This is a genomic window from Vibrio sp. TMPB1044, from assembly GCF_030442075.1.
Lineage (GTDB): Bacteria > Pseudomonadota > Gammaproteobacteria > Enterobacterales > Vibrionaceae > Vibrio > Vibrio satsumensis.
The window spans coordinates 146,945-158,945 of the sequence record NZ_JAUJED010000023.1 but is presented as its reverse complement, the minus strand read 5'-3'; the positions used below and the strand labels follow the sequence as shown (position 1 = coordinate 158,945).

The 12,001-nt window shown below is 41.9% G+C and carries 11 protein-coding genes; 7 read left to right on the top strand and 4 right to left on the bottom strand.

The window, feature by feature from the left end:
• Positions 1-113 precede the first annotated feature (113 nt).
• Complete coding sequence (locus tag QQ041_RS16705) at positions 114-590, bottom strand: CreA family protein (protein ID WP_146491625.1); 477 nt, start codon at positions 588-590, stop codon at positions 114-116.
• Between the two features lie 250 nt (positions 591-840).
• Between QQ041_RS16705 and QQ041_RS16700 the strand changes: the two genes are divergently transcribed.
• The 4 genes from QQ041_RS16700 to QQ041_RS16685 all read left to right on the top strand — a co-directional run bounded on the left by QQ041_RS16700 (position 841) and on the right by QQ041_RS16685 (position 4,932).
• A complete protein-coding gene (locus tag QQ041_RS16700; RefSeq protein WP_146491624.1) occupies positions 841-1,335 on the top strand; it encodes a hypothetical protein in 495 nt (164 codons plus the stop codon).
• Between the two features lie 60 nt (positions 1,336-1,395).
• A complete protein-coding gene (locus QQ041_RS16695; RefSeq protein WP_146491623.1) occupies positions 1,396-3,204 on the top strand; it encodes an HD domain-containing phosphohydrolase in 1,809 nt (602 codons plus the stop codon).
• A gap of 354 nt (positions 3,205-3,558) precedes the next feature.
• Entirely contained in the window at positions 3,559-4,284 is a 726-nt protein-coding gene (locus tag QQ041_RS16690; protein ID WP_146491622.1) for an HAD-IA family hydrolase, read from the top strand.
• 351 nt (positions 4,285-4,635) lie between these two features.
• On the top strand, positions 4,636-4,932 hold the full coding sequence (locus QQ041_RS16685) for an efflux RND transporter periplasmic adaptor subunit (protein ID WP_285954518.1): 297 nt from the start codon (positions 4,636-4,638) through the stop codon (positions 4,930-4,932).
• Positions 4,933-5,241: 309 nt separating this feature from the next.
• Here the strand turns inward: QQ041_RS16685 and QQ041_RS16680 are convergent, their stop codons facing one another.
• The 3 genes from QQ041_RS16680 to QQ041_RS16670 form a co-directional block, all read right to left on the bottom strand.
• The gene (locus QQ041_RS16680; protein ID WP_285954517.1) at positions 5,242-6,171 is read right to left on the bottom strand and encodes a hypothetical protein; all 930 of its coding nucleotides are present in this window, start codon (positions 6,169-6,171) and stop codon (positions 5,242-5,244) included.
• 224 nt (positions 6,172-6,395) lie between these two features.
• Complete coding sequence (locus QQ041_RS16675; RefSeq protein WP_285954516.1) at positions 6,396-7,820, bottom strand: methyl-accepting chemotaxis protein; 1,425 nt, start codon at positions 7,818-7,820, stop codon at positions 6,396-6,398.
• Between the two features lie 148 nt (positions 7,821-7,968).
• Complete coding sequence (locus QQ041_RS16670; RefSeq protein WP_146491617.1) at positions 7,969-9,192, bottom strand: aromatic amino acid transport family protein; 1,224 nt, start codon at positions 9,190-9,192, stop codon at positions 7,969-7,971.
• Between the two features lie 445 nt (positions 9,193-9,637).
• On the opposite strand from QQ041_RS16670, the gene QQ041_RS16665 reads away from it, so the two are divergent.
• The 3 genes from QQ041_RS16665 (at position 9,638) to QQ041_RS16655 (ending at position 11,887) form a co-directional block, all read left to right on the top strand.
• Positions 9,638-9,766 carry a hypothetical protein gene (locus QQ041_RS16665; protein WP_017059831.1) on the top strand — a complete coding sequence of 43 codons (129 nt, stop codon included), beginning with the start codon at positions 9,638-9,640 and terminating at the stop codon, positions 9,764-9,766.
• Between the two features lie 174 nt (positions 9,767-9,940).
• Entirely contained in the window at positions 9,941-10,552 is a 612-nt protein-coding gene (locus QQ041_RS16660; RefSeq protein WP_285954515.1) for an ACP phosphodiesterase, read from the top strand.
• Positions 10,553-10,609: 57 nt separating this feature from the next.
• A complete protein-coding gene (locus tag QQ041_RS16655) occupies positions 10,610-11,887 on the top strand; it encodes a DEAD/DEAH box helicase (RefSeq protein ID WP_285954514.1) in 1,278 nt (425 codons plus the stop codon).
• Positions 11,888-12,001 lie beyond the last annotated feature (114 nt).

The following is a 12,001-nucleotide window of genomic DNA, read 5'->3' as shown; positions in this document are numbered from 1 at the left end:
AAAAAATTTTGCCGCATGATATCACATTTTGTTTCTGTTTCTTTCATTTTTATTACATTTTGAATCACCTGCACAATGAGTGTACAGGTGAATAGTCTTACTTTGGCTTGAGGCTATTCAGCGGGAACAAGCGTTGCTGGATCTACGTAAGCCTCTGTACCCCAAAGCGGAACAGTTGAAAGGCTATGTTTGAAACTGCCTTCCGTTTCTTTGGTGGTGTAAGACAAGTAAAGCAGTGACTGATTCTCTGCATCGTAGATACGACGGACCTTCATTGTTTTAAAGAAGATACTTTTTGACTGCTTGAATACCACTTCGCCTGATTTGCTCTTGTCTATTTGAGCTATCATTTCTGGTGTAATTTCACCTGTTTGGCGACAAGAGATAGAGCTATCGCTTGGATCAGAGAGACTTAGGTTTGCTTCGATTGATGCGATATGACAGGTAACACCTGCGATCTTATCGTCATCTAATGAAGACATCTTGATATCCTTCATGGTGAAGAAACCCAGTGAGACGTCGCCAACCTCATTGTCTGAACAGCCAGCTAACATTGTGATGATACCTGCTGCTATTAAGGCTTTTTTCATAAGAAGTCCTTTTTATTTATATATAGTTCTGTTTACTATAAGGATATTGAAAGCTTGAGTACGAGTGTAGAGCTTTTCGCTAAGTTCTTAAAGGGTGTTGTTGGATGATGAAAAAGATGAGGCATTTAAAGTACTTGTTGGCCTTGGCCATGCTCTGTATGCTTTCTGCTTGTAGCTCGGCACCTCAGCCGACCCTATGTCTTCCAAATAGCTGCGATATTTGGGGATACTAACCGTAGGTACTAAAAGAATGAATAACGAAATACCTGAAATAGCACATAAGAAAAATCAATGGCTGTTTAGTCAGCTCGACATTGCTTACCCCGCAAAAGAAAGCCTCCTAGGTCGTGAACTTTATCAAAGCAAACTCCCATCCAAGTCATACCAACTCCTAGCTCAAGATCAAACGCCTTCCCAAATAGATGAACTGCATAAAGTCGATTTCCATAAACTGACCGTTCTGTTCTCGCTTAACCAAGCCAGTGTGTACCAAGATGAAGCCGAAAGGGCGCACATGCTTGAGTTCTTGAGCCAAATTATGCTGTCTGATGATCATGTTTTATATATTGGTACTCAAAGTGGTGAAGTGGTGGCGAGTGCAATTGTCACAGCAGTGGAAGGTTCGCTGTTGATATCGGACGTGGTTGCTGGGAGTGGTCAAAGTATCAACGACTTTGCTAAGCAGTTACACGATTTTTGGGTACAAGATCATGCTTCTTGCGATAAAGTGTGGATCGAGAACTAAAGATTCTTTGAGAAAGCGTTAATCTAAGTACAATACCCCATCTTATTTAAAGGGTATTGTATGTGCAAGCTATTGATATCAATCGCTGTATTGTGTATTAGCGCTTATTCTTCACTCAGTTTTGCTAACGACTGGGATATCAAACGCATCCTAGTTTTACACTCATACGAACCTTCTTACCAATGGACCGCTGATTTCCAAAAAGGGATAGACAGTGCGTTCAGCCAATCTCAAACCGAAGTTAAACTCTCGATCGAGTATTTGGATTCAAAGCGTATCCATAGCCCTGACTACTACGGCTCTCTCTCGAACTATTTGAAAGTTAAATATGCTGGTTACGAATTTGACGGTGTAATTGCTACTGACGATAACGCAGCCAATTTCCTTGAATCATTAAGCACTTTAATTGATCGTTCGACACCAGTGGTGGCCGTTGGGATTAATGACACCAGTACAGATATGTATGCAGTATCTGACAGAGCAACTGTGCTTTACGAGAACGATCAGATAGACGTAAATATCCAGCTGATTTCTAAACTAAGACCTAATCTAAAGAATCTCTATTTCATAAATGATTACAGTGTCACTTCTGAGCTGATCCGCAAAGAAATGAATATCAGGATGGCCAAATTCCCAAATATTAATTTGGTAGAAATACGCGATCTATCACTCGAGCATACAAGCCAATTTTTGAAAGGAATTTCTGCGGACGACGCAGTTTTACTTAGTCACTACAACACCGAGTTGAAACAAGGTATCTATCACACTTATCAAGAAATTGCGGACACTTTGTCTACGGCAAGTGCAGCTCCTGTGTTTGCTTTGTGGCAGTTCTACATTTCAGGTGATGTACTCGGTGGGTATGTTAACCATTCACAAAGTATGGGTGAAGAGGCTGTCGATGCACTCGATAAGTACCTTCCTCTTGGTTTTACGACACCGTTGACCCCCGGAGACAATAAACGTTTTGTATTTAATTACCTTGCAATGAAACGACACGGGATTAGCACAAACGCTTTGCCAGATGAGGCTGTATTTATTAACGAGCCTTCATCTTTCATTCGCAAAAATTTTCAGTTGTTATTGGGTTTATCGCTGGTGATTGCGGGTTTGAGCCTGATTATTTTGATGCAATTTGTCACCTTGCGCCAAAAGAAAGAACTCGCGAAAAAGAACAAACGAATTTTAAAACTTCAGAAACAAACGCTAAATATTCAGAAAGATATGATTCACGTTTTAGGGGAGGCGATTGAAACTCGCTCCGGTGAAACCGGTAATCACGTTAAGCGTGTTGCTAAACTATCGGCATTGCTTGCTAAGCAACGTGGCTTAAGCCATCGTGAGGTCGAAATGATTGAGATCATTAGCCCGATGCACGATGTGGGTAAGATTTCAGTCCCAGAATCAATTTTGGATAAACCAGGTAAGTTAACCGATCAAGAGTGGGAAGTAATGAAACTTCATACTACTGCAGGTTATAACTTATTAAAGAGCGGATCTGGCGATATTACTAATTTGGCTGCAATTATTGCTAACGAACACCATGAGCGCTGGGACGGTACTGGATATCCTAGTGGTAAGGTGGGGGAAGACATTCATTTGTTTGCTCGTATCACGGCAGTTGCGGATGTGTTTGATGCGCTACTTAGTACTCGTTGTTACAAAGAGCCGTGGCCATTAGAGATGGTTGTCGATTTGTTCGAGCGAGAAAGTGGCTATCAATTTGATCCTCAGCTTACTAAGCTTTTATTGAACCACTTACCAGAGTATGTTGCTATCCGTGATTCGTATCCAGACACAGGTAGTATTGAGCTGGTTCCTATGCCCGTGACCGAAACTAAAGTTTCGAAAGAGTCGACTATTATTTAACGGTCTTTTTCTCATTTATCTTCGTTCCATGCTTAGTCATCTTGATATAAATAGGTGATTGAGCGGGTTCTTATATCTCTAGTTCATCTGCCTGTTATCCTTCGTACCATTCTCTATCGTAAATTTATATTTTCAACTGCAGTTGGGCTAACTTTGTATACCTATCAAGGCTTGACTTTGTAGAAACCTTGTCAATTTGGTGAAAACTGTTGCTTATGCTGAGTCATAAAGTGATCAACTGCATATTTCGCGAAGTGAAATAAGCTTGTGTCGGTAAAGTGTTACCTTAATCATCTCGACACTTCACATAACCCTATAGGATAAGGCATTGAATTCAATGCGAGTGAGAGAGCTATGCGGTTAGAACAGACTAAATGTGTAATTTTCGATTGTGACGGGACACTCATCGATAGCGAAAAGCTATGTTGCCAAGCCTTGGTGAATGTATTCTCTGGCTTTGGGGCGAAGTTAAACGTTATTGATTGCTATGCCCACTTTCAAGGTGGAAAATTGGCTGACATCTTGATGGATACACAAGAACGTTTAGGGTTATCTATCTCGATTGATACACTTGAACCACTTTATCGCACTGAATTAGAAGCACTGTTCCAACGTCATTTAAAGCCGATGGATGGTGCTATTGAGCTTATTGAATTTCTAAAGAGACAAGACATTGAGTTTTGTATCGCTTCTAATGCACCGAAATCTCGAGTGGAATCTTCTTTAGCAATGACCGGAATGCTCGACGACTTTAAAGGCAAAGTGTTTTCTGCTTTCGATGCTAATAGTTGGAAACCAGAGCCTGATCTTATTATGTACACCGCAATGAATATGGGCTTTCTACCTAATGAGTGCATCTATGTAGATGATACTTTGAAAGGAATTGAGGCGGGTGTTCGTGCGGGTATTCAATCGTTTCGATTACGTCCAAGTATTGATGAAGCAGTCGTAGATCCCGAAGCCGGCTCAACAGAGCTAGCAGTTCAGGATATCTACAGTTTGGAAGAGATTTCGGTTTGGATTAATGGCAAGCACTGCTCAAGTGGTGGTATATCGAATTCTGCAGCGTTGGTGGGGTAGAGCCTAGTGAAAGGCTGATTACCTTACTAAATTGTTTTGTGTGGAAACCACAAGATGCGCAAGTGAACTTTTCTCCACTTTCTGAAAGCAGATATTCGTCGTGTTGGCATAAAGGGCATGTAATATCGTCGGTGTTTGGTGCTTCTGTTTTATTCATTATGTGTCACCTGCAGCAAGAGGGTAAGCGAAAAAGACCCGTTCAATTAGATTACCCCTAAGCTCGAATATTAGACAGTTCTGACACCTCATAATCTCCCCTTTGCGACAAACTTCATGGTAATGATAATAGAATAGTTAAATATTATACAGTTTGTCATACTGGAATGGAGTACCATAACTTCGGGCCGTCCCGTGAAATCTATTGCTCTGTTATTTATTGTCTTTGCCCTAACGGGATGTAAGCAACAAACTGCTATATCGGATTCTGACGCAACTAAGCCCATTCGTAGCGTCAAATACATAACCACTGTCTTTCAATCACATACGCAAACTCGTGAGCTTAGCGGCATAGTGCGCAGTGCACAAACGTCTCCTTTGAGCTTTCAAGTGGGGGGAACGGTCAGTGAGCTTACTGTTTCTAAGGGGCAACGTGTTGAAAAAGGGCAAGTGCTTGCTCGACTTGAAACAAAACTTGGTTATCATTGGTGAGACTTATGGGTGTCTTCTTGACTTGCGTGAATATTGTGCATATGAGCGTCGGGCTTTAACCGCTATAAAAAGCATTGGTTTTCTAAGCATTACTTGAAGTAGTAAGAGTGGGAGTTCACCCGTCGTTAGATGCTTTAAATTCTGTATCACTTTCGGCAAGGGCATTATACCGCTCTTTTATTGCCGCTCAGCCGTTATGTGTTGCATGAGCTTTTTCAGCCACCCGCGTAAGATTCTTATTTAGCTATTACATATTCGATTGTAATGGCTATTTGTTTACTACTGAACTTTGAAGTTCGATAGTTAGTCCTACCATTCAGATAAAGAAGCTTGAAAGACCATACACTCGTTAGCGAGCGAATCGGCATTGAAAGAGCATAATATCTCTTTGGTAGAAAATGGAATGTTGCAAGCGATATAAAGTAGTCCCGCGTACAATGTTGCTACCAGGCACATCGAAACAGCGCCAAAAAACGTATCAGCAAGAGGATCTTTTTTAACTTCTTTACGGCCAATACCGAAAAATGCGACAAACATGAGTAGCAATAGCACCGCGCAAAATATGCCAAGAACAGTGAACGCTTGCTCATTCAAGCTCGTATAAATCATGTATGACCCGCCCCCAAAATATCCAAGTATCAAGCCGAAATATTGAATAGGTTTTCCACGATTGGGCGACTTTTCCATGCCAGTAGACACAAATATAAATTTGACAGCAAAAAGAGCCACGGCAATGTAATTTAGGGTCATCGACCACAATGCTAGCCAATTGGGTTTCACTGTTAGAAAATCAATCGAATGACCACTCATAATAACAATTGAAGCAAGGACAGCTGCAATGGCTGTTGCGAAAACAAGGTCATATAGCTTGATCGCTAGTGCAATGGTTGAATCCTTCATTGTGAACAGGACAAATAAGATCCCATACATAATGGCCCCAAATAAAAGAGGTGCGTCAACATGAAACATGGACTTCATGAGTGAGGACATCTTAATACTGCCAACTACTGAGTATTCTTTAGCAATGTTGAAGTACTTCAGTAGCCAGATAATGGCACCAATGGCGAGTCCGAAACTGATAAGGATGCCAGCGCCGAAAATGCCTTTTTTAAATCGAGATTTGATATCTTTCCAAAATGCCTTCATGTCAAAGGTTGAAACTTTAGCCGCCTTCTTTTGCTTTGCTTCTTTTTCTCTTTCCGCTCTTAGCGCAGGGTTGCCAGTGATGTTGTTTGTCATTCTCGTTTGTAGTGGTTGTCATCTGTAGAACGTATGTTACAGGATCACTTTGGTTTGCGCAGCATTTGCTTGTGGTATTTTATGAATGTCGCGCTAGTGTATTTACATTGTTCAAAGAAAAAGGACTCAATAGAGTCCTTTTTATGCTTACAACTTGATTCCGTTTTCGGCTGCTCGTTGTCTTTCGGGTAAATAAAACCAGCTGCAGCCTTCTTTTAACGAAATTAAGTGCGGTATCGCGCCAACGTTTGAGACAGAGAAACCGATGCCTCTGTTAGCCTAGATACACCATTTGACGAGTTTTGAGCCACTTCTTTAATCACATCAGATTGACTGCGAATATCGTTAAGTTCTGCTGCAATGGTATTGGCTACGTTGCTTTGCTCGTCTGCCGAAGTTGCGATTTGAATACTCATATCCATCAGCGCTTGAGCTGAATCTGCAATAGAGTTTACATCGTGACCAATGTCTGAAATCAGCTGGCTACTGGTTTGCGCTTGATCAACCGTTTGTTCGGTGATCTTCGCGATATTTTGGCTCTCTTGTTGTAAGCGCTCAATCATCGCTTGGATCTCTACCGTTGCTGACTGAGTGCGACTTGCCAGTGTTCTTACTTCATCAGCAACGACAGCGAAACCACGTCCTTGTTCGCCTGCACGAGCCGCTTCAATCGCGGCATTCAGAGCAAGTAAGTTAGTTTGCTCTGAAATAGCGTTGATCGTCGTGATGACTTCGTTAATTTGGCTTGTGTTTACATTCAAGCTCGTAACAGAAGAAGAGGTTTGCTCAATTAAAGCAGAAAGAGTCGTGATCTCTGAAATTGCTTGTTGAACCTTTGCGTGGCTATCGTTGATCTGCTGTGCGTCTTGTTCAGTTTGCTCTGTTGAGCGTGCAGAAATGTTAGATACTTCATTCGCTGAAGCCGTCATCTGATCCATTGCAGTAGCAACAGAATCTAAAGATGCGTTCTGGCTCATGATTTGAGTCTCACTGCGCTTCATCTCTGTTTCGAAAGAAGCTGACGTTTCACTTAGGGTTGCTGCACTGTGGTTTACGTTGTTGACTAACTCACTAAGGGTGTCCATTGAGCGGTCAAGAGCACAACCAATCGTTCCAAACTCGTCTCGGCCAGGGTGGAAGCCAAGGCGTGATGTTAAGTCACCATCACCAATCTTTTGTGTCGTTGAATAAAGAACCCAAAGTGCGCCGCCTAGGAAAGTCGCTACCCAGTAACAAAAAAGACCAAAAGGCACACACCATAAAAAACTGAGTAATAAAGAGTAAAGTGCTTGCTGCTTTTGATTCTGTATATCTTTAGTTGAAACGGTAAGTGAGTAGTAGTTACCATCCTGTGCAAGTGCTGTTGCAGTCACCGAACCATTGTTTGAAAGAGAGGTTTTTTGAGGGCTGCTTTGTTGACTAACAGAGCGAAGAGAACCGGGGGAGTCTGACGCTGATAAAATGCCTTGCAGTTGATGTTCAACCTGCTGTTTAGCACTAGTATCGATTTGTTTGATTGTGTTGACGTAGTTGAGGCCAGCAAGACTTGCCACTGCGGCGACAAAGATTAAGAAAATGACCCAAAACTTGTCGTTAATAGACATTTTTATAAACAGTTTGTCTATCGTTCGAAATTGTACTTCTTTCATAAAAACTCCACGGTAAATCCTTTACCGTGGACTCTAAATAACCGACCCTAATAAAAATGTGATATCAATCGACTAATTGTGAAAATTAATGATACCAACATATCGTTTATGAGATCTCAATCAAGTATTTTTGTGCGGTATGAATTTGTTAACCTAGAGAAGGCAATAGCCCTACTGAAATAAGGACTTGAACCGCAATGATAAACACGCCAACGCTACCTGCTAAAAACAGCGCTTTGCTTCCACCTAACACTTGGTACGTCGCTTCTGGAGCTTGAGGTTTAACTGAGAAGTCAGTGTAACGGACCTTGTATACCATGACTGTCGGCAAAAGAATCGCGAGTACTGAAAGTGCAATGGCTGCATAGCCTAATGCCATTATGAAACCTTGTGGGTAGAACAGGGCAAAACCTAATGGCGGTAAGAAAGTGATAGCGGCCGTTTTAACACGTTTAGCACTGCCTAGTTTCTTGCTTAACGAATCGCCCATGAATTCAAATAAGCCCAAGCTCACGCCAATAAAAGAAGTCAGCAGTGCAAGATCCGCGAATACACCGACGATGACGCTTAAGTTTGATTGATGAACGGTTTGCGATAGTGATACTAAAAGTGCCCCCAAGCTTGTATCGGACAACAATTGTTCTTGGCTAACCACACCCAAAGTAACACTCTGCCAGAAAACGTAGATAACTAATGGTAGGGCAGAGCCTGCAATCATAACCTTACGTAAAGAACGAACATCGCCGTCTAGGTATCGAACAATAGATGGGATACTGCCGTGGAAGCCAAAAGAAGTAAATACAACAGGAATCGCTGCAACAATCAAACCTTGCTGTAAAGGCATGCTTAATAGGTACTGAGATGTAATGTTTGGTGCTAGGAAGCTGAGTACTAGTACCATTGCAATCAGTTTGAGTCCGAATAAAACACGGTTAACTTTATCAACACTGTGAGTACCAATCGTAACAACGCCGGCAACTAATAGGGTAAATAGTAGTGTGGTGATTTGACCATTGAGTTCGATACCCGCGATATCCGAAATACGTTGGTTAAACTGCGCACCACCGCCCGCGATGTATGCAGCGCATAGCGCGTAAAATAGGAACATAACAGCGAAGCTCGCAATCCATTTACCTTTTGTTCCTAAAATGGTGTGAGCTAAAGTGTGTAGGGTTGCGTCAGATTCTGCAAATTGGTGAAGCTCTACCATTAATAGAGCCGTAAAGGCCATTAATGCCCATAAACCAAGCATCAAGAAAAGTGAAGTTGAAAAGCCAATACCTGCAGAAGCAAGTGGAAGGGCGAGCATGCCAGCACCGATGGTTGTGCCTGCAATGATCAAAGTACTACCAAAAACCTTTGATTTATTCATTGTATATAATTCTTTACGTTAGGGTGTGTTTTGATTGTAATTCTTCTAGCTTAAGCGCATAAACCCAAAGAATATCTCGATTTTGAAGTATTCTGATTGAGTTTAATTCCAAATGCAATGCCTAATGTAATTAAAAATATCCACTGTAAATTTATTCTTACATCGAGGGGTTTAACAGCATTGAACTGACCAAAGCAAACGTTTGACCATGATCGGCTTCAAAATTTGTAGAGTAATTTGTTGTACTTGGTGTAAGGTGGCAGTACATATGTCGTTCGCGTATACCCCTTTAGCGTAAAAAACGCTAATGATCGCGAGTAGCTTCAAGCTATGAATATGGAATGGGTAGAGTAGAGTGCTTTCATCAAAGTGACATAATATAAGTCCAAGATGGTGCACTAGTTAATCGGACATCATGTCCACACTAAGGAATAGAGGGGGCACTATGAGTGACCAATCTTACAATGACGAAAGTCTTGAGTTGTTAGATGCTATGGAAATTGGCATCGATTTATCTGACTATGAACAGACGGTTAAACAATTAGCAGAAGAACTTTTTAAGTCTTCAAACTAGGCGTTACCTGAACTAAAGGTTTCTGTAGTTCAACGTTCTCAAATTAAACAATTCTTAAACTGAGCAAATCTCATTCGCTCACACGTCATAACAAAACTATCCTCATTAAAGTTCGCGAAGATAAACGAGTACGTTTACCATGTTACTTAGTTCTCGATACTTTAATGAGGTTCAATGAACTTTCTCGCACACCTTCACATCGCCAAGCACTGTAACAGCAACTTAGCAGGTAACCTGTTGGGTGATTTTGTTAAAGGCGACACCAATAAACAGTATTCGGATTCACTTTCTGACGGCATTAGGCTTCATCGATTTGTTGATAGCTATACTGATCGTCATGATGTATCTCGTTCTGCTAAATCGCTGTTCTCAGACCAAACACGACGCTTTGCGCCTATCGCACTCGATGTATTTTGGGATCACTGCTTAGCCAATCATTGGGCTCAGTTCTCGCAGCAGACATTAGAGCGTTTTTGTTTAGATAGCCATCAACAGATCTTTGAACATCAAGAGCTGCACTGGCCTGAGAATTTCATTACGATGCATCAAAAAATGGCAGAACAACGTTGGTTGGAAAGCTATCAGGACATGTCATCTATAGAGGTGGTATTGCAAAGAATGGCACTGAGAAGGCCTAAGCTCGGTATGCTCGAAGTATGTTACGATGACCTCGAGCGTCACTATAATACGTTGCAGTGTCACTTTGTTGAGCTTTATCCCAACGTTTTAGAAGAAGCAAAGCAGTTTAATGCGCTTCAAATGAAGAAAAATCAAAAGGAAAGGTAAACAGCGTAATGCAGGTTTGCTACAATCCGCGCCTATTTAATCTTTGAGCATCATACTATGTCTGAATCTACTAAATCTTTTAACCAACTAGGATTGTCTGAGCACCTTCTTGCTACGCTATCAGAGCTTAACTTTACGGCTCCAACCAGTGTTCAAGAACAAGCGATTCCATTGGTATTAGAAGGCAAAGACGTACTGGCTGGTGCTCAAACGGGTACGGGTAAAACGGCTGCGTTTGGTTTACCGATTATCCAAAGATTAATCGAAACAAAAGACAACGTTATTCCGAACCCTAAGCTCGTTCGCGCGCTTGTGCTAGTACCAACACGTGAACTCGCACAGCAGGTGTTTGACAACCTCACTAGCTACGCGAAGGGCACTGAAATTAAAGTGGTTGTAGCGTACGGCGGCGTTAGCATGAAGGTTCAAACGGATAACCTACGCGGGGGGGCAGATATTCTTGTTGCTACACCTGGTCGTCTTATCGATCACATGTTCACTAGGAACATCATGTTGAGCCATACAGAAGTACTGGTGCTAGACGAAGCAGACCGTATGTTGGATATGGGGTTCATGCCTGACATCAAACGTATCCTTTCTCGTATGAATGAAGTGCGTCAAACGCTGTTCTTCTCTGCAACGTTTGATAACAAAATCAAAGCGATTGCACATCGTATGATGCAGAAGCCAAGTGAAATTCAAGTTACGCCAAAAAACAGCACCGCTGAAACCGTAACACAGATGATTTATCCGGTTGATAAATCGCGTAAGAGTGAACTTCTGGCTTACTTGATCGGTTCAAAGAACTGGCAACAAGTGCTGGTATTCACTAAAACTAAGCAGGGTACCGATGCGCTAGTAAAAGAGCTTAAACTAGACGGCATTAAAGCGGCATCAATCAATGGCGATAAGAGCCAAGGTGCGCGCCAAAAAGCATTGGATGATTTCAAATCGGGCAAAGTGCGAGCGTTGATTGCAACGGATGTAGCAGCGCGTGGTATCGATATTCAGCAACTAGAACAAGTTGTGAACTACGATATGCCATTTAAAGCAGAAGACTACGTTCACCGTATTGGTCGTACAGGTCGTGCCGGTAACAGCGGTTTGGCAATTTCATTGATGAGCCAAGACGAAGCCTACCTATTGGGTGACATTGAGCGACTACTGGATACACGCTTGCCTCAAGAGTGGTTAGATGGCTTTGAACCAAGCCTTGAAAAAGACCTTGCACCTGATCGCAGTGGCCGTAGCAAGAGTCGTTCATCGGAAAAACGTAAGATGAAAGCAAAGCTTAAGATTCATCAAAACCGTGGTAAAGCGAAAGCACGTCGCTAATTCTTTTGGCGGTTGATGCTTATCGCTTTATTGACGTGAAGGCATCAATCTAATCCAATATAAAAATGCCCCATTACTGTCATTCAGTAATGGGGCATTTTCGTATTAAGCATT

Coding starts and splice junctions, on each gene's coding strand:
- QQ041_RS16695 (WP_146491623.1), top strand. CDS start 1,396: ATGTGCAAGCTATTGATATCAATCGCTGTATTGTGTATTAGCGCTTAT.
- QQ041_RS16705 (WP_146491625.1), bottom strand. CDS start 590: ATGAAAAAAGCCTTAATAGCAGCAGGTATCATCACAATGTTAGCTGGC.
- QQ041_RS16680 (WP_285954517.1), bottom strand. CDS start 6,171: ATGACAAACAACATCACTGGCAACCCTGCGCTAAGAGCGGAAAGAGAA.
- QQ041_RS16690 (WP_146491622.1), top strand. CDS start 3,559: ATGCGGTTAGAACAGACTAAATGTGTAATTTTCGATTGTGACGGGACA.
- QQ041_RS16655 (WP_285954514.1), top strand. CDS start 10,610: ATGTCTGAATCTACTAAATCTTTTAACCAACTAGGATTGTCTGAGCAC.
- QQ041_RS16670 (WP_146491617.1), bottom strand. CDS start 9,192: ATGAATAAATCAAAGGTTTTTGGTAGTACTTTGATCATTGCAGGCACA.
- QQ041_RS16665 (WP_017059831.1), top strand. CDS start 9,638: ATGAGTGACCAATCTTACAATGACGAAAGTCTTGAGTTGTTAGATGCT.
- QQ041_RS16660 (WP_285954515.1), top strand. CDS start 9,941: ATGAACTTTCTCGCACACCTTCACATCGCCAAGCACTGTAACAGCAAC.
- QQ041_RS16675 (WP_285954516.1), bottom strand. CDS start 7,820: ATGAAAGAAGTACAATTTCGAACGATAGACAAACTGTTTATAAAAATG.
- QQ041_RS16700 (WP_146491624.1), top strand. CDS start 841: ATGAATAACGAAATACCTGAAATAGCACATAAGAAAAATCAATGGCTG.